A 25,839-nucleotide genomic window follows, 5' to 3' on the forward strand; every position below is an offset into this window, starting at 1 on the left:
ATGTTGACGTTTTTGCGCCGACTTCTGCTGACTGCCACTGCCATCGGGCTGGTGACCAGTCAGGTTTTTGCCGCCGGCACCTCGCAGCCGGTTCTCTACAACAGCCTCGCCCACGCCGCTCCGGAACTCAATCCCCAGGCGCTGAAAGGTGCCTTGAACGCCATGCAATGCGCAATCAACAACGGAGCGAAGCAGTCCCGTCACCTGGCGATCATCGATTATTCGCAACCGTCTACCGAGCGACGCCTGTGGATCTTCGACCTGACGAAGAAAAAACTGATCCTGCGCGACCTGGTCGCCCACGGCTCGAAATCCGGGGACAACTTCGCCACCCGGTTCTCTAACCGCGAAGGCAGTTTTCAGTCCAGCCTTGGACTGTTTCGCACCCAGGAAAGTTACGAAGGCACTCACGGTTATTCGTTGCGCATGGACGGTCTGGAACCGGGCGTCAATGACATGGCCCGTGACCGTGCCATTGTGATCCACGCCGCCGACTACGTGAATCTGTTCTGGAGCAAACGTACGGGCCGGCTAGGCCGCAGCCAGGGTTGCCCGGCGGTGCGGCCGCAAGTCGCCAGACGCGTAATCGACAGCCTGAAGGACGGCCAGTACATGTTTTCCTGGTACCCGGACCAGCACTGGCTGAAGTCCTCGCCGTACCTCAACTGCCAGCCACAACAGATTGCGAGCATTCTCAGTACCCACGGCAGTTGAAAACAGCCGCTGTCAAAACAATCCCCTGCTCTCACAGGGGATTTGTGTTTTCAGGGTTTCATTACAACTTTGTCATTGAGTTGTCGGTTTGCCGAGCGGATCGCTCGGTAGCCTGAAGTTGTTCCGGCACCACTGCCGATCCACTTCACCGACCCGAGTGACTCATCATGAAAACCCTGATCCTTGCCTTCACCGCCCTCCTCTCCACCGGCACCGTGTTCGCCGCCGAAATGCCGGACAACACGGTCATTCACGACACCAACGGCTTCTATGTGCACCTGGATGTCGACAAAGTCCTTTCCAGCACCGATATTTCCCAGACCTGCGGCGTCATTCCCGCACGACTCAACTACCTCGACCACCAGGGCCGCGAACATGTGCTGGACTATCAAGTGCAAGGCAGCGGTTGCACCAACTGACCAATGAGGCGCAGTGCCCATGAATATCCTTGTCGTCGAAGACGAACCCAAGGCCGGCAATTACCTGCTCAACGGCTTGCAGGAACTGGGTTACAACGTGAGCCTGGCACGGGACGGCGCGGACGGTCTGCACCTGGCGCTGGAGCACGACTTCGACGTGATCGTGCTGGATGTGATGATGCCGAAAATGGATGGCTGGGAGGTTCTGCGCCGGCTGCGCAAGGAAGCCGACACGCCGGTGCTGTTCCTCACTGCCCGTGACGACATCGCGGATCGGGTCAAAGGCCTGGAACTGGGCGCCGACGACTATCTGATCAAGCCGTTTTCCTTCGCCGAGTTGGTGGCACGCCTGCGCACCCTGACCCGGCGCGGGCCGATCCATGAAGAAGAACAATTGCAGGTGGCCGATTTGCAGATCGACGTACTCAAGCGCCGGGTGACCCGCGCCGGCAGCCGGATCACCCTGACCAACAAGGAATTCGCCCTGCTGCAACTGTTCGCCACCCACACCGGGCAGGTGCTATCGCGTTCGCTGATCGCCTCGCGTGTGTGGGACATGAATTTCGACAGCGACACCAACGTGGTCGATGTCGCCGTACGCCGCCTGCGGGCGAAGATCGACGATCCGTTCCCGCTCAAGCTGATCCACAGCGTGCGCGGTATCGGCTACCGCTTCGATACCCAGCCATGAAAGTCACCGGCACTTACTCCCTGACCTTGCGTCTGGCGCTGGTGTTCGCGGTGCTCGCCTTTGCTGCACTGGCGGGCCTGGGCGCGGCGCTTTACAACCAGCTGGAAGAGCAATTGACCCGTCGTGACGACATCCAGTTGGTCAGCCGCATCGATCAGTTGCGCACCATCCTCAACGACAGCAACACCCTGGAGCTGATCAAGAACAAACCGGCGCTGTTCCAGAACATGCTGGGCAATCGCGAAGCGCTGTTGACCATCGGTGCGCCGGGGCAACCGCCCTTGTTCGTGGTCAACCCCAGCGAACTGGCACTACCGAGTGTGCCCGCCGTGCCGGTCGACCATGTAATGGCACTGAACGACGTGCAGCATCTGCCGAGCATCAACGGCGTGCCGTTCTCGGCGGTGGCGGCCAGTATCGATTCCGGCGACCAAGGCAATCTGCAGGTGCTGATCGGCAAGGTGATGAGCGAACGCACGGCGATGCTCGCCAATTACCGGCTTAGCGTGTATGGCCTGGCGTCACTGGCGGCGATTGTCCTGGCGCTGGTCGGCTGCCTGCTGGTGTATCGCGGCTTGCTGCCGCTGCGGCGGATTGCCCGGCATGCCCACGGGATCGGTATCGCCAACCTCGGCGAACGTCTCGATCGCCACGGCACGCCTCGGGAATTGCAGCCGATGATCGAAGCCTTTAATGCGATGCTGGACCGGCTCGATCGAGGGGTTGCGCAACTCAGTCAGGTTTCCACCGACATGGCCCACGAACTGCGCACGCCGATCAACAACCTGCTCGGAGAAACCCAGGTCGCCCTGCAACAGCACCGCAGCGTCGACGCCTATCAACAGCTGCTCGCCTCCAACGTCGAAGAACTCGAACGGCTGGCGCGGATGCTCGACAACATGCTGTTTCTCGCCCGCACCGACCCGGCCAGTGCCTTGAGCCAGCGTCAGGAACTGGACGCCCGCGACGAGATGCAACGCATCGCCGATTATTTCGAAGGCCTGGCTGCCGATGTCGGCGTCACCATCGAGGCCCGTGGCAGCGGCGTGATCTGGGCTGAGCCGATGCTGCTGCGTCGGGCCCTGGCCAATCTGTGCGCCAACGCGATCAAGTACGGCGCAGCGGATTCGACGATGCAGGTTGAGGCCATTGCCAAACCGGATGGCAGTTACCTGCGGGTGCGTAATCACGGGGAGACCATTCCCCCGGAGCATCTGTCACGGCTGTTCGAACGTTTCTACCGCGCCGACCCGTCCCGCGAACGTTCGGCCCAGTCCAACGGTCTGGGCCTGTCTATCGTGGCGACCATCATGCAATTGCATCAGGGCCGCTACAGCGTCAGCAGCGTTGACGGCATCACCTGCTTTGAGCTGTTCTTTCCTGCACGGGAGACGCGAGACGCAAGTGTGTGAAGGCACCGAGCGCAAACGCCGCGAACATTAGCGCCGTAGCAACGCCGAAGGTCATGTGCAATCCGCCGGCGATAACCGCCGCTGACGCCTGAGTCAGGTCGTCCGTGGCCAGGGCAAACACTGCACCCATCGCCGCTGCCCCGGTGATCAACCCCAGATTGCGTGACAACCCGAGCATGGCCGAGACCACCCCGCGCTGATCCTGCCCGACACCCGCCATCAGCCCGGTATTGTTGGCGGCCTGGAACAGCGCATAACTCAATGCAACCACTGTTATCGGCAACACATAGGCAAGCAGTCCGAGGCTCACCGGCAATAGCGCCAGCAAAGCGCAACCGCAGGCCAGTCCGAGCAACGCACCCGGCACCATCCGCCGCGCACCGAAACGATCCACCAGACGCCCCGCCGGTACGCCGCTGAATGCCGCCAACAACGGCCCGATCGACAACACCAGTCCGACCTGAGTGCTGGAAAGACCCAAGCCTCGGCTCAGGTAAAACGGCCCGACCACCAGCGTGGTCATCATCACCGTTGTGACCAGCAAGGTCAGCGCCAAACTGCTGCTGATTCGCGTGTCGGCAAACAATGACAAGTGAATCAGCGGCGCCTTGCTCTTCCTCTCGACCAGGATGAACAACCCCACGCCCAACAGACTGATCAGCAACAACGTCTGGGTGAACCCTTCGATCGTCATCGCCAGCGCATAGGCCGCCAGCGTCAGCATCAGCACCGCGGTGCCAGGATAATCAAACGCAACAGGCGAGCGTGCGGTTCGATCCTTCGGCAGATAGCGATACACCAGCCATGCATTGAGCAGCCCCAACGGCACGTTGATCACAAAAATCGACTCCCAGCCGACATGCGCCATCAACAGTCCACCGAGCGAAGGCCCGAGGGTCGTGCCGGTGGCCGACATCGTGGCCAGCAACCCCATCGCGCTGCCGGCCCGGGATTTGGGCACCGCATCGGCAACCAGTGCCACGGTCAACGCAAACATGATCGCCGCGCCCAGGCCTTGCACCGCTCGCGCTCCGATCAGCCAGGCAAGGCTCGGCGCCAGTGCACAAGCCAGCGATGCGGTGGTGAAAATACCGATACCGATCAACAGCAAGCGCCGCCGACCGAAGCCGTCACCCAGCCGCCCGACGCTGACAATCAGCGTGGTGATAGCCAGCAGGTAGGCCAGGACGATCCACTGCACTTGTTGAAACGTCGCATCGAATGCTGCCGCCAGGGTCGGCAGTCCGGCGTTGGCGATGCTGGTGTCCAGCGACGGCATCAGCATCGACAGCGCCAGACTGGTCAGCGCCCAGCGGGCTGAAGGGCTCAGGGGTTCTCGGTGCATGGGGGGCTCACAGGGCAGAAGTCATGCGGCATAGCCTGAGCCTCGACAACACAAGGCGCAAGACGCATGCTTTGCACTTGATACCTGCATGGAACGCCATGTCATGAATGCGCCGGACCTGAACCTGTTGATCACCCTCGACGTGCTGCTGAGCGAAGGCAGCGTCGCTCGCGCCGCTCAGCGTCTGCGTCTGAGCCCGTCAGCCATGAGCCGGTCGCTGGCCCGTCTGCGCGAAACCACCGGGGATCCGCTGCTGGTGCGCGCCGGTCGCGGACTGGTGCCGACCCCGCGCGCGCTGGAACTGCGCGACCGGGTCAGTTATCTGGTGCAGGAAGCCGAGGCGGTTTTGCGCCCGGCAGAAGTGCTCGATCCCGGCCAATTGCGGCGCACGTTCACCCTGCGCAACACCGACGGTTTTGTCGAAACCTTTGCCGCCGCGCTGCTCGCCCGCATCGCCGAAGAGGCGCCCGACGTGCGCCTGCGCTTTGTACAAAAGGCCGACAAGGACAGCACGCTGCTGCGCGAAGGTCGGGTGGATCTGGAAACCGGCGTGGTCGACGACAGCACCGACCCGACGCTGCACAGCCGCATCCTGTTCCGCGATCAGTGGATCGGTGTGGTGCGTGAGGGGCATCCATTGAGCAGCGGCAAGGTCAGCGCCAAACGCTTCGCTTCGGGCCAGCACATTCTGGTGTCACGTCGCGGGCGCAGCAGCGGTCCGGTGGACGAAGCGCTGCTCGCCTTCGGCCTGACACGGGACATCGTCACTTCGTTCGGCGGGTTTTCCGCGGCGCTGACGCTGGTCCGAGAATCCGACCTGATCGCCACCGTCCCGGAACGTCACACCAGCAAACTGCGAACGGGTCTGCACAGTTTCGCCCTGCCATTCCGGATGCCGGACATCAGCGTGTCGATGCTCTGGCATCCGCGCATGGACGCCGACCCGGCGCACCGCTGGCTGCGCAATTGTGTGCGGGAAGTCTGCGCCTAGCGCGCCTCCCCGTCCTTGGGTTTATAAAACAGGAATTTCCCGGTCTCGGCGGTCTTGGTGTACTTCTTCGCCCAGCTCGGGTCGACGTTGTGATCGTGGAAGTACAAAGCGCCGTGGGTGCGATCGGGGAGCTGACGGTTCAGGGCCTTGCCGGCGATTTCCTTGGCCAGCGCATATTCGGCGTCTTCCTTGACCTGATCGGACTTGCCGTCGCACCACCAGGAAAACTGGCAGCTCTTGGTTTCCGAGCCCTGCTTGACCACCTCGCACACAGTGCCCGGAAAACCGTCGTGACCGAGGCGGTTCATCACCACGCTGGCCACGGCCTCCATTTCCGCCGTGTCCTTGCCCTTGGCTTCCCAATAGATACTGCGAGCCAGACAGGTGATGGGATCGTCCAGCGGCGCGGTGCCGGCCGGGTCGACGGCTTGCACCTCTTTCGGGGTGATGGCTTCGGACTTCGGCGCAGGAGGCGCGTCGGGTTTGTCGGCAGCCTTCTCTTCCAGTACCTCGGCTTTCGCTTCGGCCTTTTCCTTGATCGGCGCCTGATCCGTCGCCAGCACCGCGCCGCTCAGCAGGGTCAACACAAGACAACAGATCAGCCCGTGCAATTTCATGATCGATTCTTCCGGCAGCGCCCGTCGCGGGCAAAGTGTTACGTGGCTGAGACGCCCGGTTTCCGGGGGTTTCGCAGAGTGTAGACGGCAGAATTCGGCGCAACGTTCCGTGCTGAAAACCACACAATGAAGAAAAAAGACATTGCACGACCCCGGGGCGTTTCGCGCATCATGGACGCACTCAGCCCAAGGGAGATTTCCATGCGCTTCATGCCATCCGTTCTGCGATTCGCCGCGTTGTCCACGGGCCTGGCGCTGGCCGCTTCGGCCATGGCCAGCGACGAGTCGCAATTGATCGAGTCGATCAACAGCTACCGCAGCCAGCCGCAGCGCTGCGGCACGCAGGCATCCAGTGAATTGCCGCCGCTGTCGGCTGACCCGCGCCTGCGTTTGCCGGCCAGTGGCATGGTCGATCTGCAACAGGCCATGGCCAGCGCCAGCTACCCGATGGTCAATGTGCAGGCGATCACCCTCAACGGTCCGCGGGATGCAGCGGCGGCGATGAAGGCGATTCAGGAGAGCTTCTGTCAGGTGGTGCTGGATCCGCAGTTCGTCGATATCGGCGTCAGCCGCGCCGACCGTGACTGGCGCATCACGCTGGCGCGACCGCTGCTGTCGGCACGCCTGGGCGACGGACAAGCCGAAGGCCAGAAATTGCTGACGCAACTCAACGCCGCCCGCAGCCAGCCGCGCCAGTGCGGCGGCCAGTCGTTCTCCGCGGCGGCGCCACTGGCGTGGAACGCAGTGCTCGGCGGTGTCGCCCAGGATCACAGCCGCGAGATGGCCAACAACAACTATTTCGACCACAAGGACCGCAACGGCGGCACCCCCGGCGACCGCGCCGAACTGGCCGGCTACAGCGGCCAGCAGGTCGGCGAGAACATTGCTGCCGGGCAGGACACCGTGCAGAAAGTGGTTGCCGGCTGGCTCGCCAGCCCCGGCCATTGCGCCAACCTGATGAACCCGCAGTACCGCGAACTGGGCGCGGCCTATGCAGTCGATCCGAAGAGCAGCGCCGGCATCTACTGGACCGCGATGTTTGGCGGGGAATAATTCTCAAGGCACCCTCCCATCAGAAGGATGCAAAAAACCGGAGCCAGGCTCCGGTTTTTTATGGGTCAGTGGGTCCTCATCCCCGCCGCATACATCGCCAGTTTCAGCAGACTCGCCACCACCGCCAGCGAAAGCACGCTGCCGGACCAGATCAGCAGTAGCCAGCCGAGTCGTTTGTACCAGCGACTTTTCAATTCACGCATCTCAATGGTAGCCATCGCCGATCCTCACTTTGCCGCGGAACACGTAGTAGTTCCAGAAGGTGTACATCAGGATCACCGGCAGGATGAACAGCGCGCCGATCAGGGCGAACAACTGGCTGGTAGCCGGTGATGCCGCCGCCCACAGGCTGACCGACGGCGGAATGATGTTCGGCCAGATGCTCAGCGCCAGCCCGATATAACCCAGGAACATCAGCACCAGGGTGAACACGAACGGCCAGTGGGTGTGTCGCTGACGCAACGAGCGCAACAACCCGAACAGCGCCACTGCCGCCAGTACCACCAGCCCGGCGAACACGGTCAGGTGCGCATGGTTGAACCAGCGGGTGGCCAGTTCCGGATGCAGTTGCAGCGTCCACACGCCGATCACTACCACCATCGCCAGCAACAGCCAGGCCAGCGGACGGCTGTAGTGACGCATCCGCGACTCGAGCATGCCTTCGGTTTTCACCAGCAGCCAAGTGCTGCCCAGCAAGGCGTAAGCGATCACCAGACCGACGCCGCAGACCAGCGGGAACGGTGCCAGCCAGTCGAGACCGCCACCGGCAAACTGCCGATCCACCACCGGAATCCCGGCCACATACGCGCCGATCACCACGCCCTGGGAGAACGTCGCCAGCAGCGAGCCGCCAATGAACGCCCAGTCCCACAGATGACGTTTTTCAGCCGGCGCCTTGAAACGAAACTCGAACGCCACACCACGGAAAATCAGCCCCGCGAGCATGAAGATCAGCGGCAGATACAACGCCTCCAGAATCACTCCGTAAGCCAGCGGAAACGCGCCGTACAGCGCCGCGCCGCCTAGCACCAGCCAGGTTTCGTTGCCGTCCCAAACGGGTGCGACGGTGTTCATCATCACGTCGCGTTCCTGCTCGTCGCTGATCATCGGGAACAGGATCCCGAGGCCCAGATCGAAGCCGTCCATGATCACGTACATCATCACCCCGAAGGCAATGATCACGCCCCAGATCAACGAGAGATCGATACCTTGAATACCCATGACTCAACGCTCCTTTATCAGTGGATCCGGGTCGCGGATTCGAGGTTGTCGGTAACCGCCGAGAGTGGCCAGCGCGGGGTCTGTATCTGGGTGCCTCCAGGCGGGTGTTCGTGGTGTGGCTGCGGGCCTTTGCTCACCAGTTTCATCATGTAGCCGATGCCAACGGTGAACACCGAGCAGTAGATGACAACGAACAGCGCCAGCGAAGTGCTCATCTGCGCCACCGAGTGATGGGACGCGGCGTCATGGGTACGCATCAGGCCGTACACCACCCACGGCTGACGCCCGACTTCGGTGGTGATCCAACCCGCCAGCAACGCGACCAGACCACTCGGTCCCATCAACAGCACCAGCCGCTGGAAGCCACGATGACGGTAGACCTTGCCGTTGCGCCGCAGCGCCAACCCCAGAATGCCGACCAGAATCATCAACATGCCGAGCCCGGCCATCACGCGGAAGCTCCAGAAAATCACGGTCGAGTTCGGCCGGTCTTCTTTCGGGAAGCTTTTGAGCGCCGGAATCTGCTTGTCGAGGCTGTGGGTGAGGATCAGGCTGCCGAGGTACGGAATCTCGATGGCGTATTTGGTTTTCTCCGCCTGCATGTCCGGGATGCCGAACAGCACCAGCGGGGTTGGTCCGTTGTCGGCGTTTTCCCAGTGGCCTTCGATGGCGGCGATTTTTGCCGGTTGATGCTCCAGGGTGTTCAAGCCATGGGCGTCACCGACCACCGCTTGAATCGGCGCGACGATCAGCGCCATCCACAGCGCCATGGAAAACATCTTGCGCACCGGTTGGGTGTCATTGCCGCGCAGCAAATGCCAAGCCGCCGAAGCGCCGACGAAGAACGCCGTGGCGACGAACGCGGCAATCGCCATGTGCGCCAGACGGAACGGGAACGACGGGTTGAACACAATGGCCAGCCAATCCAGCGGCATCACCCGGCCGTCGACGATTTCGAAGCCTTGCGGGGTCTGCATCCAGCTGTTGGAGGCGAGAATCCAGAAGGTCGAAATCAGCGTACCGATGGCGACCATCACCGTGGCAAAGAAGTGCAAGCCACGGCCGACACGATTCCAGCCGAACAGCATCACCCCGAGGAACCCGGCTTCGAGGAAGAACGCCGTCAGCACTTCATAAGTCAGCAACGGCCCGGTGATGCTGCCCGCGAAATCAGAGAATCCGCTCCAGTTGGTGCCGAACTGGTACGCCATGACCAGACCCGATACCACGCCCATGCCGAAGTTGACGGCGAAGATCTTCGACCAGAAATGGTAGAGATCGCGGTAAGTGTCGTTACGGGTTTTCAGCCACAGGCCTTCGAGCACCGCGAGAAAACTCGCAAGACCAATGGTGATCGCCGGGAAAATGATGTGGAACGAAACCGTGAACGCGAATTGAATTCGCGCCAGGTCCAGTGCCTCCAGGTTGAACATGATGATGTCCTCATCAAGGCTGAAAAAGCGGCAACACACGGCCGGGCCACCGCCAGGCGCGAACGCCTGCAGCCAGTCAAAATGCAAAAGGGTTGGATCGCGTGGGTCGGCTACGCGACCGACGACGGGATCAGGTTGCTCGCCTCGGCGGCTTCGAGACGGATCGCCACGAATTTGGAGGTCGGTGTATAGGTGCGATCACCGTAGCTTTCCAGCGGCACCAGCGGGTTGGTTTCCGGGTAGTACGCGGCAGCCTGACCCGCTGGAATGTCGTAGGCGATCAATGTGAAACCGCTGACCCGACGCTCACGTTCGTCGCCCCACAGCGCCACCAGATCGACCTTCTGCCCCGGTTCGAAACCGAGCCGGCGGATGTCCTGCTCGTTGGCGAACACCACGTCGCGCATGCCGTAGACCCCGCGATAACGGTCGTCGAGGCCGTACAGCGTGGTGTTGTACTGATCGTGGGACCGCATGGTTTGCAGAATCAGATGCGGTTTGACCGGCAGGTTGCGCACGCCTTCGCTGATCAGATGTTCCGGCAGCACGCACGGGGTGAACTGGGCTTTACCGGATTCGGTGTTCCAGACACGCTCGGAGGCGTCGTTGCCGAGGTGGAACCCCCCGGGGATCAGCAGCTTCTCGTTGAAATTCTCGAAGCCCGGTATCACGTCGGCAATCAGGTTGCGGATGCGCCCGTAGTCGCCCACCGCCCACTCCCAGTCGATCGGATGCTTGCCCAATGTGGCGGCGGCGATCCCGGCAATGATCGCCGGCTCGGACTTCAGATGGGCCGACTTCGGTTTCAACTGGCCGAACGACAGGTGCACCATGCTGAAGGTGTCTTCCACGGTCACGCCTTGCGGGCCTTCGGCCTGTACGTCGATGTCGGTGCGGCCCAGGCACGGCAAGATCAGCGCGTCGCGCCCGGTCACCAGATGGCTGCGATTGAGTTTGGTCGAGATGTGCACGGTCAGGTCGAGTTTGCGCATCGCCGCGTGGGTGCGCGGAGTGTCCGGCGTGGCTTGAGCAAAGTTGCCGCCCAACCCGATAAACACCTTGGCTTCGCCACGTTCCATGGCGCCGATTGCCATTACCGTGTTGTGGCCATGCATGCGCGGGACCTTGAAGTTGAAGCGCTTTTCCAGGGCGTCCATCAGCGCTTTCGGCGCCAGTTCGTTGATGCCCATCGTGCGGTCGCCCTGCACGTTGCTGTGGCCACGCACCGGTGACAGCCCGGCACCCGGACGGCCAACGTTGCCGCGCAGCAGTTGCAGGTTGATGACTTCCTGCAGGGTCGGCACCGAGTGCACGTGCTGGGTCAGGCCCATGGCCCAGCACATGATCACGCTCTTGGCGCGGGCATACATGCGCGCGGCCAGTTCGATGTCATGCAACGGCACGCCGGACTGCTCGACGATGTGCTCCCAACTTGTGGCATCGACTTCGGCCAGATAGCTGTCGAGACCCGACGTGTGTTCGGCAATGAATGCGTGATCGAACACCGGTTCGCCGCCGGTGGCCTGGGCTTCACGCTCCCACTCCAGCAGGAACTTGGCCATGCCGCGAATCATCGCCATGTCACCGCCCAAGGCTGGACGGAAGTATGCAGTATTGGTCGCTTCCCAGCCGTTACTCAGCATCTCGATCGGGTTTTGCGGGTTCTGGAAACGCTCCAGCCCACGCTCCTTGAGCGGGTTGATGCACACCACTTGCGCGCCGCGCTTCACCGCTTCACGCAGCGGTTCGAGCATGCGCGGGTGGTTGGTGCCGGGGTTCTGGCCGATCACGAAAATCGCGTCGGCGTGGTGCAGGTCTTCATAGACCACCGTGCCTTTGCCGACGCCCAGGCTTTCGCCCATGCTCACCGCACTGGCTTCGTGGCACATGTTCGAGCAGTCCGGGAAGTTGTTGGTGCCGTAGGCGCGGACGAACAACTGATAGAGAAACGCCGCTTCGTTGCTGGCACGACCCGAGGTGTAGAACTCGGCCTCGTGGGGCGATTTCAGGCCTTTGAGATGCTTGGCGATCAGTGCGAACGCCTCATCCCAAGTGGTTTCGACATAGCGATCGACCCGGGCGTCGTAACGCATCGGATGGGTGATCCGGCCCTGATATTCAAGCCAGTAATCGCTTTGCTCGGCCAGCGTCGACACCGTGTACTTGTTGAAGAACGCCGGATCGACCAGGCGGCCGGTGGCTTCCCAGTTCACCGCTTTGGCGCCGTTCTCGCAGAACTTCAGCATGCTCGCGCCGGGTGCTTCACCCCAGGCGCAACCGGGGCAGTCGAAGCCGCCGTTCTGGTTGGTCTTGAGCATGGCGCGGATGTTTTTCAGGGCGTTTTCACTGCCCAGCCAGTTCTTGGTGAGGCTGATCACAGCGCCCCAACCCGCAGCGGCGCCCTTGTAGGGTTTGTAACGGTCGACTTGTGACATGGGACTTCTCCATGACGATGCACACAGGCAAAAACCTGATCGGATTTAAACAGCGACGACTGACTTTCAAGTTCAAAAGCCGTCGTTTCGTTTGACGGGGCCAAGGATATGAACCGCTGCAAAAACTTGTCTAATCGCTATTAATGACTGCGTTATCGAAAGCGTCTATCACGGCTTTAAACCCTTTAAATCCGGTCACTTGCAAAACTAAGAGGCGCAAGAACCCGAATAATTATTTCATCATCGACAGCATCAATCGGCCGGTCATTAATAGTGATTGGACGCTGTCATAAGTTGCTCATAACCTGCGCCGACCCAATCCCTTCAATAGCGGATTTCACCCAAGCGAGGCTGTCATGTCAGAGCGCGTCTTGATCGATGGTTACAACCGCCGCGTCGACTACCTGCGCATGTCGGTCACCGACCGCTGCGACTTTCGCTGCGTATATTGCATGGCCGAAGACATGCAGTTCCTGCCGCGCCAACGGGTGTTGACGCTGGAGGAGATCTATCAACTGGCGCAGAGCTTCGTTGCGCTGGGCACCCGCAAGATCCGCCTGACCGGGGGCGAGCCGTTGATTCGTCCCGGCGTCGTCGGGTTGTGCAAGCAAATTGCTGCCCTGCCCGGCCTGCGCGAACTGTGCCTGACCACCAACGGCTCGCAGCTCGGCAAACTCGCCGGCCCGCTGTTCGACGCCGGGGTCAAACGCCTCAACGTCAGTCTCGACAGCCTCGATGCCGAACGCTTCAAGCAGATGACCCGCACCGGCGACCTGGCACAAGTGATCAACGGCATCGATGCCGCCCGCGAGGCCGGATTTACCCACACTAAACTCAACTGCGTGGTGATGCAGGGCCGCAACGATCACGAGATCAACGACCTGGTGCAGTTCGCCATCGAGCGGGATCTGGACATTTCCTTTATCGAGGAAATGCCGCTGGGCATCATCAGCGAACACAGCCGCGCCGAGTCGTTTTTCTCAAGCACTCAGGTGCGCGAGCGGATCGCCGAGCGCTACACGCTGATCGACTCTGCCGAGTCGACCCAGGGCCCGTCGCGCTACTGGCGGCTGGCAGAAGCGCCGCACATTCGACTGGGGTTCATCTCGCCCCACAGCCATAACTTCTGCGGTACCTGCAACCGGGTGCGGCTGACGGTCGAGGGGCGTTTGCTAATGTGTCTGGGTAACGAACATTCTATGGATCTGAAAGCGGTACTGCGTGCCCACCCCGGCCAACCGGAGCGACTGGAGAAAGCGATCATCGACGCGATGAAGCTCAAGCCTTACCGGCACAACTTTGAAGTGAACGACGACGTGCAAGTGGTGCGTTTCATGAACATGACCGGCGGCTGAACCGCCACGTTTTCAAGGCAAAAAAAGCATGATCATCCGGCCCAAGATCAATCAGTTCGCCGTCCTGTTTACCCTCAAGGGTTCGATTGCCAAGCGCATCGCCCTGCGCACCCTGATGGTCACGCTGCTGGCGTCGGCCATCGTGCTGGTGGAAATGCTCCACCCGAGCAACTTCACCAAGGTCAACGCCACGCCGTTCACCTTGCTTGGCCTGTCGCTGTCGATCTTCATGAACTTTCGCAACAACGCCTGTTACGACCGCTGGTACGAAGCGCGCAAGGCCTGGGGCGAAGTGATCGTGCATGTGCGCTCGGTAATTCGCGAAACCCATGTGATCCGCGAATCGGCACAGCGTCGCCTGTTGCTGCTCAACCTGTGCGGTTTTGCTCACGCGCTGAATGCGCGACTGCGCCGGGAAGACGAAGCCGCCGCCAGCGCCGAGTGGACCACCCCGCGACACGACGCACAGGTGCCGGACTACAGCGGGCGCATCCTGCAAACCGTCGGCCAGCAATGTTCCGATCTGCATGAAGCGGGCGATCTCAGCGAATGGCGCTACATGCTGCTGGCCAACCACCTGACCAGCCTGACCCAGGCACAAGCAGTGTGCGAGCGGATCAAGAACACCCCGCTGCCCTTCCCTTACACCCTGCTGCTGCACCGCACGATCTACCTGTTCTGCATCCTGCTGCCGTTCGCCATGGCCGAACCGCTGGGCTGGCTGACGCCGCTGTTCACGGCGATTGTCAGCTACACCTTCTTCGGCCTGGATGCGATTGCCGATGAGCTGGAAGACCCGTTCGGCCGGGATGAAAACGATTTGCCGACCGATGCGCTGGTGCGGGGTATCGAGCGGGATATTCTGGCGGAGCTGGGGACTGAGCCTTTGCCACCGGCGCTGAAACCGGTGGACTACGTCCTCAGTTAATCGACTGCCTTCCCCTTTGGGGAAGGAAAGTCATCAATCCAGATGCGCCCAGGTCATGCGAAACGAAGCGCCGCCCCACGGTGAATCGCCGACCTCGACCTGCCCACCATGGGACTGCGACACCCGCCGCACCAGCGCCAGACCGAGGCCGAAGCCGCCCGTGCGGCGGTCGCGGCTGGCGTCCAGGCGCGAGAACGGTTCGAAGATTTTCTCCCGTCCTTCCAGCGGCACGCCCGGCCCGTCGTCGTTGACCTGCACTTCGTACTGATCGCCGATGCGCACCAGCGACACCTCGACCCGCTGTTCAGCATAACGAATGGCGTTGCGCAGCAGATTGATCACCGCCCGCGCCATGAAGCGAGGCTCGATCCGCACCTCTTCGACCCGGCATTCGCCTATCAACAGTTGCACCCCGGCCGCCTCGGCTTCCAGGGCTACACTGCCCACCACACTGTCGAGCCAGTTGGCGGCCTGAATGTTTTCGCGAGTGATGACCGTCGCGCCGCGCTCAAGGCTGGCGTAAGTCAGCAGTTCGGAGACCATTTCTTCCAGTTCGCCAAGGTCGGCGTACATGTCGGCGATCAGTTCGCGGTTCTGGCTGGCGTCCGGCTGTTGCTTGAGCTGGTCGAGTTCGAACGACAACCGGGCAATCGGCGTGCGCAGTTCATGAGACACGGCGTTGGTCAGTTCACGCTGATTGGCGATCAGGCCTTCGATGCGCGCCGCCATCAGGTTGAAGTGGCCGGCCAGGTCGCGGATGTTCGAACGTTTGGACAGCTGGATCCGTACCGAGAGGTCGTTGTCGCCGAAGCGCTCGGCGGCCAGTCGCAGTTTTTCCAGATCGCGCCAGTGCGGACGGACCCAGAAGTACAGGACGATGCCGAGCAGCACCGCCAGCATCAGATAGGCCGCAGCGATGTAGAACGGCATCAGGCTCGGCTCGGGCGGCAATTTGATGCTGAGCAGTTGCGAACCACCGTCGATGTTGCTGATGAACTGGGTGTAGTCGTGACGGATCACCAGCAGGCCCTGGGCCAGTTCGGCTTTTTCCTCATCGTTGAGGTTCAGTTGATCGGCCTCGACCAGACTCAGCGTCAACCCGTAGTGCGGGCGCAGCGCCTCCAGTTGCGCCTCGCGCGCCGCACCTTGCTGGTCACGCATGTGCTCGATCAGCGACCAGGCCTGGCCCCGCACCGCCTCGCGGTTGTAGGCCTGCATCTGGTTGTCGAGCAACGCGTTGAAGGTGTGTTCGACGGTTTGCAGTGCCGCCACCAGCCCGACTGTCATCACCAGAAACAGCCCCAGAAATAACCGCAGCATCTACAACTCCCACGCGAACGGATTGAACAGATAGCCCTTGCCCCACACGGTCTTGATGCACACCGGTTCGCGGGGATTGTCCTTGAGTTTGTTGCGCAACTTGCTGATGTACACATCGACGCTGCGATTGAGACCGTCGAAAGCGATGCCGCGCATGCGGTTGAGAATGTCATCGCGCGACAGGATATTGCCGGCGGCGCTGGCCAGCAGCCACAGCAATTCGAATTCCATGGTGGTCAGCTCGATCAGTTCGCCCGCCAGACGCACTTCGCGGCAACTGCGATCGATGATCAGATTGCCGAACTCCAGAGAGCTGACCACGCCACTGTCCGGCACCTGCCGGCGTTGCAGGGCACGCAGTCGCGCCAGCAGCACCGGCGGCTTGATCGGTTTGATCACGTAATCGTCGGCCCCGGACTCCAGGCCCAGAATATGGTCGAGGTCGTCTTCCTTGGCCGTCAGGATGACAATCGGCGTGTCCGACACGCTGCGGACTTCCCGGCATACATGCAGGCCGCTTTGCCCCGGCAACATCAGGTCGAGCACCACGACTTTGGGCTTGAATTCGAGAAACGCGGCCACGGCCAGATCGCCGCGATGCACGGTGCGTACCTCGTAGCCATGTTGTTCGAGAAAGTGTGCGATCAGCGCGGCCAGGCGCTCATCGTCTTCCACCAGCAGGACTCTGCCAAAACCCAGGTTATCCATAACAACCGTCGCCAACCCTCAGTGAAGTGGGCGCCATTATGGCGGCATTCGCGGGCGAGACGTTTGTCGCGGGCAGCAAAAACCGGCCACTTGGGCCGGTTTTCGTTGATGTTTCATACTCTTAAGAGTTTTTAACAATTCATGCCGCGACAGGCACGCCGCTGTGGAAACGGAATTCCTCGTCCGGCGATTCGATCAGGTCCTGCTCGGCGGCGCGGACTCTCTCGATCACCTGGGCAATGTCCTTGGCGTCGCCGTACTGATAGGCGAGTTTCAGGTAACCCTGGAAATGCCGGGCCTCGCTTTTCAGCAGGCCGAAATAGAACTTACCGAGTTCTTCGTCCAGATGCGGCACCAGTGCTTCGAAACGTTCACAACTGCGGGCTTCGATGAAGGCGCCGACCACCAGGGTATCGACCAGTTTTACCGGTTCGTGGCTGCGCACCACTTTGCGCAGGCTCGAGGCATAACGGCCGGCGTGGAGCTGGCGCAGTTCGATCTTGCGCCGTTTCATGATGCGCATGACCTGTTCGTGGTGCACCAGTTCTTCCCGGGCCAGACGCGACATCATGTTGATCAGATCGACATGGGAATGGTACTTGGCGATCAGGCTCAACGCGGTGCTGGCGGCCTTGAACTCGCAGTTCTTGTGGTCGATCAGCAGGGTTTCCTGATCGGCCAGCGCGGCCTGCACCCAGGCGTCTGGCGTGCGGCAGCCAAGGAATTCGTGGATTTCGGGAAGGATCATGGGGCTCACGGTCAAAGGTGTTCGAGCGAAGGGCGCCGATTATACCGGCCTGCCCGCAGACCACCAGCGCCAGCCCTTGATATGCATCAAGTCGCGGACGGATGCGCAGCAACTATAGTTGTGCAACGCCGTGCCTTTTCATTGCTGGAGACTCACTCATGCAAGCCATTCGCAGCATTCTGGTGGTCATCGAACCCGAACACGCGGAAAGTCTGGCGCTCAAGCGCGCCAAGCTGATCGCCGGGGTGACCCAGGCCCATTTGCACCTGCTGGTCTGCGACAAGAAGCACGATCACGCCGGTATGCTCAGCGTGCTCAAGGCCGCGCTTTTGGCGGACGGCTATAGCGTCACCACTGAACAGGCGTGGAACGAGAGCCTGCACGAAACCATCATCGACGTGCAGCAGGCCGAAGGCTGCGGGCTGGTGATCAAGCAGCATTTCCCCGACAGTTCGCTGAAAAAGGCCCTGCTGACCCCGGCGGACTGGAAACTGCTGCGCCACTGCCCGACCCCGGTGCTGCTGGTGAAAACCTCCGCCTCCTGGAAGGACCGAGTGATTCTGGCCGCTGTCGATGTGGGTAATGCCGATGGCGAACACCGCCACCTGCACACCACCATCATCGACCACGGCTATGACATCGCCAGTCTGGCCAAAGGGCATCTGCACGTGATTACCGCCCATCCGTCACCGATGCTCTCGGCGGCGGATCCGACCTTCCAGCTCAAGGAAACCATCGAGGCACGCTATCGCGAGCAATGCCGGGCATTCCAGGCTGAATTCGATGTCGATGACGAGCATTTGCATGTCGAGGAAGGCCCGGCGGACGTGCTGATTCCGTTCATGGCGCACAAGCTGCAGGCCGCCGTGACGGTGATTGGCACCGTGGCGCGAACCGGGCTTTCAGGGGCATTGATCGGCAATACCGCCGAAGTAGTGCTGGATGCGCTGGAAAGTGATGTGCTGGTGCTCAAGCCGCAGGAGGTTGAAGACCATTTGGTGGAATTGGCGGTGAAGCATTAAACATTGCGGGTCATCCTGTGGCGAGCTCACTCGCCACAGGTAACGCTCACTCGCCGAGCGCATCCTTGAGGAAACCGGGCGCGATGTAGCGCTGATAATGCGCTTCCGACAGCAGGAAAAATTCCCGATCAATGGCATCGCGCAGTTCCGGCAGGTTCCAGTCGCGAAACTCCGGCAGCAGCACCATCCCGTAGGCTTCCAGATTAATGATCACCCGCGCGCCTCGCGCGATCAGCTGATACGCCCAGCAATATTCCGACTGATGCGGCACGAAGCGGATCTTGCGCTGTTCAAGCTGCTGGCGCAGGCGCGCCGGGTCGAAGACCTCGACCTTGCTGGCCATCACTTGTGACAGCAATTGTTCAAGACGCAGCCATACCGCACGTTTTTCCTCTTCGTTGTAACCGTTCCAGTGGATCACTTCGTGGTGGAAACGCTTGCAGCCACGGCACACCAGATCACCGTAAACAGTGGAGCAGAGGCCGACGCAGGGGGTCTTGATGGTCTGATTGGGCATAGAATGGGCAAAACACTTGAAACGCGGAACAGGTCGGCATGTTAGCCCTTTGTCCGGTATTCATCACCCCTCAAACGTCAGGGACAAGGGCTGGATCAAGGTTTGCCCCACCCGTGCACAACGCAACCAAAGTCCAATAGAGCGCGACTTACCTTTAAATTTTTTTTGCCGTAGAATCAGCCAGCCTTTTTAGGCGCCAATGTCCGTTAGAAGCTGTTTTCAAAGCGTCACGAGCACAGTCGTTCCTTCAGAGCGGTGTTGGCGATGGGTTTTTCCAGCGGGGAAAAGCCCAACGCCAACCCTCATCAGCTCCCCGTTCTGCAGGCGTAAAACTTTGAAAGCAGCTTCTGTAAGGAATTGCCGGTAATTCTGGCCGAACGACCCACAACGTCGTGAGGAGCATGAGTACGGCAATTTCGGGATGAGCGTCCCGGACACCCATTTGGGACCACTGATGAGGGTAATAACTGTGCTTGAAGCCTACCGCAAACATATCGAAGAGCGTGCAGCCCTGGGTATCGTTCCCCAGCCGCTTAACGCCGAACAAACTGCAGGCCTGGTCGAGCTGCTGAAGAATCCTCCGGCTGGCGAAGAAGCTTTCCTCGTTGACCTGATCACCAATCGCGTACCACCAGGAGTGGACGAAGCCGCCTACGTCAAGGCCGGTTTCCTCTCAGCACTGGCCAAGGGCGAAGTCTCCTCCCCTCTGCTGGACAAAAAGCGCGCTGTAGAACTGCTCGGCACCATGCAGGGCGGCTACAACATCGTGACCCTGGTCGAACTGCTGGACAACGCCGAGCTGGCGCCAGTGGCCGCTGAAGAACTCAAGCACACCCTGCTGATGTTCGATGCCTTCCACGACGTGGCTGAAAAAGCCAAGAACGGCAACGTTCACGCCAAGGCCGTGCTGCAATCCTGGGCTGACGGCGAGTGGTTCAAGAAGCGCCCTGTGCTGGCCGACAAGATCAGCCTGCGCGTCTTCAAGGTGACCGGCGAAACCAACACCGACGACCTGTCCCCTGCTCCTGACGCCTGGTCGCGTCCAGACATCCCGCTGCACGCCCTGGCCATGCTGAAAATGGCCCGTGACGGCATCGTTCCGGACGAGCAAGGCAAGACCGGCCCGATGAAGCAGATCGAAGAAATGCGCGGCCAGGGCTTCCCTATCGCCTACGTCGGTGACGTGGTCGGTACCGGTTCCTCGCGTAAATCGGCGACCAACTCGGTTCTGTGGTTCTTCGGCGACGACATCCCTTACGTGCCGAACAAGCGCGCTGGCGGTTTCTGCTTCGGCAGCAAAATCGCTCCGATCTTCTACAACACCATGGAAGATGCCGGCGCACTGCCAATCGAGTTCGACGTATCGAACATGAACATGGGCGACGTGATCGACCTGTACCCGCACGCTGGCAAAGTCTGCAAGCACGGTACCGACGAAGTCATCACCACCTTCGAAATGAAGACCCCGGTCCTGCTGGACGAAGTCCGCGCCGGCGGCCGTATCCCGCTGATCATCGGCCGTGGCCTGACCGAGAAGGCTCGCGCCGAGCTGGGTCTGCCTGCGTTCGACCTGTTCAAGAAGCCTGAAGCACCGGCCGAAAGCACCAAGGGTTACACCCTGGCGCAGAAAATGGTCGGCAAGGCCTGCGGTCTGGCAGAAGGCAAAGGCATCCGTCCTGGCACCTACTGCGAACCGAAGATGACCACCGTAGGTTCTCAGGACACCACCGGTCCAATGACCCGTGACGAACTGAAAGACCTGGCGTGCCTGGGCTTCTCCGCTGATCTGGTGATGCAGTCCTTCTGCCATACCGCGGCTTATCCAAAGCCGATCGACGTGACCACTCACCACACCCTGCCTGACTTCATCATGACCCGCGGCGGCGTTTCCCTGCGTCCGGGCGACGGCATCATCCACTCGTGGCTGAACCGCATGCTGCTGCCGGACACCGTAGGTACCGGTGGCGACTCGCACACCCGTTTCCCGATGGGCATCTCGTTCCCGGCCGGTTCCGGTCTGGTCGCGTTCGCCGCAGCCACCGGCGTCATGCCGCTGGACATGCCGGAATCGATCCTGGTGCGCTTCAAAGGCAAAATGAAACCTGGCATCACCCTGCGTGACCTGGTTCATGCCATTCCTTACTTCGCTATCCAGAACGGTCTGCTGACCGTCGAGAAGAAAGGCAAGAAAAACGCCTTCTCCGGCCGCATCCTGGAAATCGAAGGCCTGGAAGGTCTGACCCTGGAACAGGCGTTCGAACTGTCCGACGCCTCGGCCGAACGTTCGGCTGCCGGTTGCACCATCAAGCTGTCGAAAGAGTCGATCACCGAGTACCTGCAGTCCAACATCACCCTGCTGCGCTGGATGATCGGCGAAGGCTACGGCGATGCGCGTACCCTGGAACGTCGTGCTCAAGCGATGGAAGCCTGGATCGCCAACCCGCAACTGATGGAAGCCGATGCCGACGCCGAATACGCCGAAGTCATCGAAATCGATCTGGCCGACATCAATGAGCCTGTACTGTGCGCGCCGAACGACCCGGACGATGCCCGTCTGCTGTCCAGCGTTGCTGGCGAGAAGATCGACGAAGTGTTCATCGGTTCGTGCATGACCAACATCGGTCACTTCCGCGCTGCCGGTAAACTGCTGGATCAGGTCAAGGGTCAGCTGCCAACCCGTCTGTGGCTGTCGCCGCCGACCAAGATGGACGCTCACCAACTGACCGAGGAAGGCTACTACGGCATCTACGGCAAGGCCGGCGCACGCATGGAAATGCCAGGCTGCTCGCTGTGCATGGGTAACCAGGCACGCGTTGAGCCGAACAGCACCGTGGTGTCGACTTCGACCCGTAACTTCCCGAACCGTCTGGGCGACGGCGCGAACGTCTACCTGGCTTCGGCTGAGCTGGCGTCCGTTGCTTCGATCCTGGGTCGCCTGCCGACCGTCGAGGAGTACATGGAATACGCTGGCAAGATCGACAGCATGGCGGCCGATGTTTACCGCTACCTGTCCTTCGACCAGATTGCCGAGTTCCGTGAAGCTGCTGCGAACGCCAAGATTCCGGTCGTTCAAGCCTAACGCTGCAACGCAATGAAAAACGCCGCTCATCTCGCGATGGGCGGCGTTTTTTTATGCCTGTGAAAACTCATGCATTCAGCTTGAGCGCTTGCTGAACCGCCTCATCCACACTCAATCCGCTCAACAGCACCTGCTCGAGCTCCAGCGCTGGCAGTTGTGCCAGTACGGTCTGCGCCTCATGCTTGAGGCGCGCCAGAATCAACAGCTTGTCTTCGGCCCGCACCTGCAGGAAGAACGCTTCCAGCGCTTCGATGCTGGTGCCATCCAGATCCGGCGACTCTTCCAGACTCAGGATGATCGTGTGCACCGCCGTCGGCGCATGGCGGGCCAGCCGCAGCGCGCCGCCGAGAATCCGTTCCACGTTAGCGAAAAACAGTGCCTCACTCGGCCGCACGATCAACACGCCGGGGATTTCCCGGGCATCCGGATGGCGCTGCACGTCGACATAGTCGTGACCACCGCCCATTTGCCCCAGCACCTGGATATCCGCCGATGACATCTGCTTGAGCATCAGCACCACGCTGATCGCCACCGCCAGCAGCAAACCGTCGAGCACGCCCAGCACCAGCACCGCCGCCACCGCGCAAATCACCAGCAAGCGATCACGTCGCCAGATGAAGTAGCGACCCAGCGGTTGCAGGCTCAGCGCCCGTCCCAAGGCGTGAATCACAATCGCGGCCAGTACCGGCTCCGGGGTCAGGGCGATGTAAGGCAGCACAGTCAAAACGATCAGCAACACCACTGCCGCCGCGACAACTCCCGCCAACCGTGATGTAGCGCCCGCCGCCTCATTGGCCGACGTTGCCGAATACCCGGCACCGGCGGGCATGCCGTGAAACAGGCCCGACACCAGATTGGACGCGCCAAGAGCCAGCAGATCGCGATTCGAGGACACACGGTCGCCATGCTTCAGGGCAAACGAGCTGATCGAACCATAGGATTCGGCATACAGAATCATCACCATGGCAAACGCCAGTTCACCCAGACGCAGCCAGTCGGCAAACGGCATGTTCGGCAACTGCGGCATCTCCAGCGCCAGATCGATACCCCCGATCAGCTTCACCCCGTAGGCCGGCAGGTTCAGCCATTGGCTGGCGGTAATGCCCAGTGCCACGACGATCAGCCCGCCCGGCACCCGGCGAAAACGGGCACAGGCCATCAGCACCAGCAACGCCACCAGCGCTACACCGGCACCTGCCAGATTCCATTTCGACCACTGCTCAATCAACTGCGGCAGAAAGCGAACCAGGTTGCTCTCAGTCAGGTGGACATCAACGACGCTCGCCACCTGCTTGAGGATGATCGTCACTGCCAATCCCAGTGCGAAGCCACGCAACACCGGTTTGGCGATGAAGGACGTCACACTGCCAAGCTTGAACAGCCCCGCCAGCAGAAACAGCACACCGGTCATCATCACCAGACCGACCGCCAGACTCAGACGCAATGCCGGATCGCCGCCAGCCAGCGAGGCCGTGGCAGCCGCCAGCACTGCCGCCGATGACGACGTGGCCGAGACCACAGCAAAGCGGCTGGTGCCCATCAATGCGTAACACAGCAGCCCGGCGAACAACGCGATCACCCCGGCCTGGGGCGGCAACGCGGCAATGCTGGAATACGCCACGGCCTCGGGCAGCAACAGACCGGCAATCGACAACCCGGCCAGCAGGTCCTGACTGCGACTTTGTACTTCGGGTCGGGAGGAAGCGTTTAGGGATTCAGTTGACAATCGGACCCACCCACCCTGGCAGATACCGAGCGTCCTGACTGCGGGCCAAATTCATGGCTTTCGTCTGCAATTTGGGACTGAGGTCACGGATCTGATCACTGGCAATGCGGCTGCGAAAGAAATCCGCCCAGAGAAACTCGCTGTAGGGCGTGGCGTCCTTGGCGTAGCCACCGGCCCGGCGCAAGCGTCCAGCGAGGCTGCGATAAGGGTCGTCCTGCAGATCGGCAATGGATTTGGGAATGGCTTCAAAGGTGCGCCGGACACCGCGCCCGTCGTAAGGATGTGCCCACTGGTTGAAGTTCATCACGTTCCAGAAGGTAACCGTGTCGACAAATGAAAGGTCTTTGAGCACTAGCAAGGAGGCCTTCTTGACCTCTTCTTCGATCAGCGCGAGACCAAAGTGATGGTGATCGACGATGTAATAGACACCTTCAGGCCCGAGCACACTGGGAAACCAATGATTGTCCAGCGCTGCCGCCCGCTCCTTGCGTTTGAGTTTTTTCCATTCCTGGCGCTTGTCGGCGACTTCGGCGAGGCCGACCGTAAGCTGTGTGGGATGGAGTTTTTCCAGTTTGGCGCTGATCAATTGGGGTCGGGCACGGGGCATAAGGCATCTCCGGGAAAAGTGCCTTTCAAGCGTAGCCGTTTATGCCTGGGGATGTGTGCTCTGGATCAGGCACTGAGAGGGTCTTGCAAAAGCGGGGGCGAATGGCTCGCCCCCGTCTGGAGCTGCTGGCCTGGAATCAGGCGGCCAGCGAGTAGATCAACGCCGAAATTGCCACCAGGCCTACCGCGGTGACAAACACGTTCGACGCCTGGCCGCGATAACGTGCCATCGCTGGCACTTTGCGGATCGCGTACATCGGCATCAGGAACAGGATCGCCGCGATGACCGGGCCTCCGATGGTTTCGATCATGCCGAGGATGCTCGGGTTCAGGGTCGCCACGATCCAGCACACCACCAGCATGAACGCTGCAACAATGCGATCCAGTGCCTTGGCACCCGGGCGCTTGCCGCTTTTCACGATCAAGCCCTTGAGGCCTTCGCTGGCACCGATGTAGTGACCGAGGAACGACTTGGAGATGGCCACGAACGCGATCAACGGCGCCGCGAACGCAATGGTCGGGTTGCTGAAGTGGTTGGCCAGGTACGACAGGATCGACAGGTTCTGCGCCTTGGCTTCAGCCAGTTGCTCCGGCGACAGGGTCAGTACGCAACTGAAGACGAAGAACAGCACCATCACCACCATCAGCAGGTGGGCACGCGACAGGATCTGCGAACTGCGCTCGTCGGCGTGAACACCGTAACGACGCTTCTGGTCCACCGCGAACGCCGAGATGATCGGCGAGTGGTTGAACGAAAACACCATCACCGGAATCGCCAGCCACAGCGTGTGCAGCAGCGCCGACGGCGCCGGCACCTGCGAAGCGGTGCTCAGGATGCCGCCGTTCCAGTGCGGAATCAGGTACACGGCGAGGAACAGCAGCGCAACGATGAACGGATACACCATCAGGCTCATTGCCTTGACGATCACTTGCTCGCCGCAACGCACCACGGCCAGCAGGCCGAGGATCAGCACGAACGACAGCAACGCGCGCGGTGGCGGCGTGATGTGTAGTTGGTGTTCGAGGAAGCTGGCGACGGTGTTGGTCAGGCCAACGCTGTAGATCAGCAGGATCGGGAAGATTGCGAAGAAGTACAGCAAGGTGATCAGCGCGCCGGCCTTGATGCCGAAATGCTGTTCCACCACCTCAGTGATGTCGGCGCCTTCACGACCGGAGAGCACGAAGCGGGTCAGGCCGCGGTGTGCGAAGAAAGTCATCGGGAATGCCAGCAGCGCGAGGATCACCAGCGGCCAGAAGCCACCCAGACCTGCGTTGATCGGCAAAAACAGGGTACCGGCGCCGATGGCCGTCCCGAACAGTCCCAACATCCAGGTAGTGTCATGGCGATTCCAGCTCGACAATTGGGCTGGTGCTGCCGTTTCAAAGCGTTGTTCGACGCTATTGGCCTGATCATTCATCCGGTCGGATCTCCGCATTCCGGTCACTTGCCACTCGGTCAGGACGCGTCGGAAAAAACCGACAGACATGCTCCGGCCGAA

At 61.0% G+C, this 25,839-nt stretch carries 23 protein-coding genes; 10 read left to right on the forward strand and 13 right to left on the reverse strand.

Features of this window, described 5'->3' with window-relative positions; all coding sequences use genetic code 11:
* The 4 genes from CAF87_RS14460 (at position 1) to CAF87_RS14475 (ending at position 3,236) form a co-directional block, all read left to right on the forward strand.
* Entirely contained in the window at positions 1-714 is a 714-nt protein-coding gene (locus CAF87_RS14460) for a murein L,D-transpeptidase catalytic domain family protein (protein WP_085732001.1), read from the forward strand.
* A gap of 167 nt (positions 715-881) precedes the next feature.
* Positions 882-1,133, forward strand: coding sequence for a DUF2790 domain-containing protein (locus tag CAF87_RS14465; RefSeq protein ID WP_085732002.1), 252 nt, complete (start codon positions 882-884; stop codon positions 1,131-1,133).
* A gap of 19 nt (positions 1,134-1,152) precedes the next feature.
* A complete protein-coding gene (locus CAF87_RS14470) occupies positions 1,153-1,824 on the forward strand; it encodes a heavy metal response regulator transcription factor (RefSeq protein WP_085732003.1) in 672 nt (223 codons plus the stop codon).
* Positions 1,821-3,236, forward strand: coding sequence for a heavy metal sensor histidine kinase (locus CAF87_RS14475; protein WP_085732004.1), 1,416 nt, complete (start codon positions 1,821-1,823; stop codon positions 3,234-3,236). The genes CAF87_RS14470 and CAF87_RS14475 overlap by 4 nt, the downstream gene beginning before the upstream one ends.
* Here the strand turns inward: CAF87_RS14475 and CAF87_RS14480 are convergent.
* Positions 3,181-4,581 (reverse strand): MFS transporter, encoded by a 1,401-nt coding sequence (locus tag CAF87_RS14480; RefSeq protein WP_085732005.1) that lies wholly within the window; start codon positions 4,579-4,581, stop codon positions 3,181-3,183. The two genes, CAF87_RS14475 and CAF87_RS14480, sit on opposite strands and share 56 nt — an antisense overlap.
* A gap of 103 nt (positions 4,582-4,684) precedes the next feature.
* Between CAF87_RS14480 and CAF87_RS14485 the strand changes: the two genes are divergently transcribed.
* A complete protein-coding gene (locus tag CAF87_RS14485) occupies positions 4,685-5,572 on the forward strand; it encodes a LysR family transcriptional regulator (protein WP_085732006.1) in 888 nt (295 codons plus the stop codon).
* Here the strand turns inward: CAF87_RS14485 and CAF87_RS14490 are convergent.
* A complete protein-coding gene (locus CAF87_RS14490) occupies positions 5,569-6,189 on the reverse strand; it encodes a cell wall hydrolase (protein ID WP_085732007.1) in 621 nt (206 codons plus the stop codon). The two genes, CAF87_RS14485 and CAF87_RS14490, sit on opposite strands and share 4 nt — an antisense overlap.
* A gap of 201 nt (positions 6,190-6,390) precedes the next feature.
* Between CAF87_RS14490 and CAF87_RS14495 the strand changes: the two genes are divergently transcribed.
* Positions 6,391-7,242, forward strand: a complete 852-nt coding sequence (locus CAF87_RS14495; RefSeq protein ID WP_085732008.1) for a CAP domain-containing protein — start codon at positions 6,391-6,393, stop codon at positions 7,240-7,242.
* 65 nt (positions 7,243-7,307) lie between these two features.
* Here the strand turns inward: CAF87_RS14495 and CAF87_RS14500 are convergent, their stop codons facing one another.
* The 4 genes from CAF87_RS14500 to CAF87_RS14515 form a co-directional block, all read right to left on the reverse strand.
* A complete protein-coding gene (locus CAF87_RS14500) occupies positions 7,308-7,460 on the reverse strand; it encodes a DUF2474 domain-containing protein (RefSeq protein ID WP_085732009.1) in 153 nt (50 codons plus the stop codon).
* Positions 7,447-8,463, reverse strand: coding sequence for a cytochrome d ubiquinol oxidase subunit II (gene cydB / locus CAF87_RS14505; protein WP_085732010.1), 1,017 nt, complete (start codon positions 8,461-8,463; stop codon positions 7,447-7,449). Before cydB ends, CAF87_RS14500 begins: the two co-directional genes overlap by 14 nt.
* 17 nt (positions 8,464-8,480) lie before the next feature.
* Positions 8,481-9,896: a cytochrome ubiquinol oxidase subunit I gene (locus tag CAF87_RS14510; protein ID WP_085732261.1), complete on the reverse strand. Its 1,416-nt coding sequence runs from the start codon at positions 9,894-9,896 to the stop codon at positions 8,481-8,483.
* 110 nt (positions 9,897-10,006) lie between these two features.
* The gene (locus CAF87_RS14515; protein ID WP_085732011.1) at positions 10,007-12,331 is read right to left on the reverse strand and encodes an FdhF/YdeP family oxidoreductase; all 2,325 of its coding nucleotides are present in this window, start codon (positions 12,329-12,331) and stop codon (positions 10,007-10,009) included.
* Between the two features lie 356 nt (positions 12,332-12,687).
* On the opposite strand from CAF87_RS14515, the gene moaA reads away from it, so the two are divergent.
* Positions 12,688-13,686 carry a GTP 3',8-cyclase MoaA gene (gene moaA, locus CAF87_RS14520; protein WP_085732012.1) on the forward strand — a complete coding sequence of 333 codons (999 nt, stop codon included), beginning with the start codon at positions 12,688-12,690 and terminating at the stop codon, positions 13,684-13,686.
* 28 nt (positions 13,687-13,714) lie between these two features.
* A complete protein-coding gene (locus tag CAF87_RS14525) occupies positions 13,715-14,614 on the forward strand; it encodes a bestrophin family protein (protein ID WP_085732013.1) in 900 nt (299 codons plus the stop codon).
* 33 nt (positions 14,615-14,647) lie between these two features.
* Here the strand turns inward: CAF87_RS14525 and CAF87_RS14530 are convergent, their stop codons facing one another.
* The 3 genes from CAF87_RS14530 to CAF87_RS14540 form a co-directional block, all read right to left on the reverse strand.
* A complete protein-coding gene (locus CAF87_RS14530; RefSeq protein ID WP_085732014.1) occupies positions 14,648-15,934 on the reverse strand; it encodes an ATP-binding protein in 1,287 nt (428 codons plus the stop codon).
* A complete protein-coding gene (locus CAF87_RS14535; RefSeq protein ID WP_085732015.1) occupies positions 15,935-16,642 on the reverse strand; it encodes a winged helix-turn-helix domain-containing protein in 708 nt (235 codons plus the stop codon).
* A 139-nt stretch (positions 16,643-16,781) separates the two neighbouring features.
* Positions 16,782-17,390 (reverse strand): tRNA-(ms[2]io[6]A)-hydroxylase, encoded by a 609-nt coding sequence (locus CAF87_RS14540; RefSeq protein WP_011334764.1) that lies wholly within the window; start codon positions 17,388-17,390, stop codon positions 16,782-16,784.
* 158 nt (positions 17,391-17,548) lie between these two features.
* On the opposite strand from CAF87_RS14540, the gene CAF87_RS14545 reads away from it, so the two are divergent.
* On the forward strand, positions 17,549-18,412 hold the full coding sequence (locus CAF87_RS14545) for a universal stress protein (RefSeq protein ID WP_085711476.1): 864 nt from the start codon (positions 17,549-17,551) through the stop codon (positions 18,410-18,412).
* A gap of 46 nt (positions 18,413-18,458) precedes the next feature.
* Here the strand turns inward: CAF87_RS14545 and CAF87_RS14550 are convergent, their stop codons facing one another.
* Positions 18,459-18,929: a DUF1289 domain-containing protein gene (locus CAF87_RS14550; RefSeq protein WP_085711613.1), complete on the reverse strand. Its 471-nt coding sequence runs from the start codon at positions 18,927-18,929 to the stop codon at positions 18,459-18,461.
* A 469-nt stretch (positions 18,930-19,398) separates the two neighbouring features.
* On the opposite strand from CAF87_RS14550, the gene acnB reads away from it, so the two are divergent.
* Complete coding sequence (acnB, locus tag CAF87_RS14555; RefSeq protein WP_085732016.1) at positions 19,399-22,008, forward strand: bifunctional aconitate hydratase 2/2-methylisocitrate dehydratase; 2,610 nt, start codon at positions 19,399-19,401, stop codon at positions 22,006-22,008.
* A gap of 67 nt (positions 22,009-22,075) precedes the next feature.
* Here the strand turns inward: acnB and CAF87_RS14560 are convergent, their stop codons facing one another.
* From CAF87_RS14560 to CAF87_RS14570, 3 genes are all read right to left on the reverse strand, one after another.
* Positions 22,076-23,734 carry a SulP family inorganic anion transporter gene (locus CAF87_RS14560; RefSeq protein ID WP_085732017.1) on the reverse strand — a complete coding sequence of 553 codons (1,659 nt, stop codon included), beginning with the start codon at positions 23,732-23,734 and terminating at the stop codon, positions 22,076-22,078.
* Positions 23,724-24,341: a ParB-like protein gene (locus tag CAF87_RS14565; protein WP_085732018.1), complete on the reverse strand. Its 618-nt coding sequence runs from the start codon at positions 24,339-24,341 to the stop codon at positions 23,724-23,726. The genes CAF87_RS14560 and CAF87_RS14565 overlap by 11 nt, the downstream gene beginning before the upstream one ends.
* 136 nt (positions 24,342-24,477) lie before the next feature.
* Positions 24,478-25,758, reverse strand: a complete 1,281-nt coding sequence (locus CAF87_RS14570) for an HAAAP family serine/threonine permease (RefSeq protein WP_085732019.1) — start codon at positions 25,756-25,758, stop codon at positions 24,478-24,480.
* Positions 25,759-25,839: the final 81 nt, after the last annotated feature.

Origin of the sequence: Pseudomonas sp. R38(2017) (genome assembly GCF_002112395.1) — a bacterium.
In the GTDB taxonomy this organism is placed as follows: Bacteria; Pseudomonadota; Gammaproteobacteria; order Pseudomonadales; family Pseudomonadaceae; genus Aquipseudomonas.

What these genes read in the sequence shown, in the direction of transcription:
- CAF87_RS14535 (WP_085732015.1), bottom strand. Translation starts at nt 16,642, where the DNA reads ATGGATAACCTGGGTTTTGGCAGAGTCCTGCTGGTGGAAGACGATGAG.
- CAF87_RS14470 (WP_085732003.1), top strand. Translation starts at nt 1,153, where the DNA reads ATGAATATCCTTGTCGTCGAAGACGAACCCAAGGCCGGCAATTACCTG.
- CAF87_RS14550 (WP_085711613.1), bottom strand. Translation starts at nt 18,929, where the DNA reads ATGCCCAATCAGACCATCAAGACCCCCTGCGTCGGCCTCTGCTCCACT.
- CAF87_RS14565 (WP_085732018.1), bottom strand. Translation starts at nt 24,341, where the DNA reads ATGCCCCGTGCCCGACCCCAATTGATCAGCGCCAAACTGGAAAAACTC.
- cydB (WP_085732010.1), bottom strand. Translation starts at nt 8,463, where the DNA reads ATGGGTATTCAAGGTATCGATCTCTCGTTGATCTGGGGCGTGATCATT.
- CAF87_RS14545 (WP_085711476.1), top strand. Translation starts at nt 17,549, where the DNA reads ATGCAAGCCATTCGCAGCATTCTGGTGGTCATCGAACCCGAACACGCG.
- CAF87_RS14460 (WP_085732001.1), top strand. Translation starts at nt 1, where the DNA reads ATGTTGACGTTTTTGCGCCGACTTCTGCTGACTGCCACTGCCATCGGG.
- CAF87_RS14490 (WP_085732007.1), bottom strand. Translation starts at nt 6,189, where the DNA reads ATGAAATTGCACGGGCTGATCTGTTGTCTTGTGTTGACCCTGCTGAGC.
- CAF87_RS14530 (WP_085732014.1), bottom strand. Translation starts at nt 15,934, where the DNA reads ATGCTGCGGTTATTTCTGGGGCTGTTTCTGGTGATGACAGTCGGGCTG.
- CAF87_RS14540 (WP_011334764.1), bottom strand. Translation starts at nt 17,390, where the DNA reads ATGATCCTTCCCGAAATCCACGAATTCCTTGGCTGCCGCACGCCAGAC.
- CAF87_RS14525 (WP_085732013.1), top strand. Translation starts at nt 13,715, where the DNA reads ATGATCATCCGGCCCAAGATCAATCAGTTCGCCGTCCTGTTTACCCTC.
- CAF87_RS14485 (WP_085732006.1), top strand. Translation starts at nt 4,685, where the DNA reads ATGAATGCGCCGGACCTGAACCTGTTGATCACCCTCGACGTGCTGCTG.
- CAF87_RS14510 (WP_085732261.1), bottom strand. Translation starts at nt 9,896, where the DNA reads ATGTTCAACCTGGAGGCACTGGACCTGGCGCGAATTCAATTCGCGTTC.
- CAF87_RS14500 (WP_085732009.1), bottom strand. Translation starts at nt 7,460, where the DNA reads ATGGCTACCATTGAGATGCGTGAATTGAAAAGTCGCTGGTACAAACGA.
- CAF87_RS14475 (WP_085732004.1), top strand. Translation starts at nt 1,821, where the DNA reads ATGAAAGTCACCGGCACTTACTCCCTGACCTTGCGTCTGGCGCTGGTG.
- CAF87_RS14465 (WP_085732002.1), top strand. Translation starts at nt 882, where the DNA reads ATGAAAACCCTGATCCTTGCCTTCACCGCCCTCCTCTCCACCGGCACC.
- CAF87_RS14570 (WP_085732019.1), bottom strand. Translation starts at nt 25,758, where the DNA reads ATGAATGATCAGGCCAATAGCGTCGAACAACGCTTTGAAACGGCAGCA.
- moaA (WP_085732012.1), top strand. Translation starts at nt 12,688, where the DNA reads ATGTCAGAGCGCGTCTTGATCGATGGTTACAACCGCCGCGTCGACTAC.
- CAF87_RS14515 (WP_085732011.1), bottom strand. Translation starts at nt 12,331, where the DNA reads ATGTCACAAGTCGACCGTTACAAACCCTACAAGGGCGCCGCTGCGGGT.
- CAF87_RS14480 (WP_085732005.1), bottom strand. Translation starts at nt 4,581, where the DNA reads ATGCACCGAGAACCCCTGAGCCCTTCAGCCCGCTGGGCGCTGACCAGT.
- CAF87_RS14495 (WP_085732008.1), top strand. Translation starts at nt 6,391, where the DNA reads ATGCGCTTCATGCCATCCGTTCTGCGATTCGCCGCGTTGTCCACGGGC.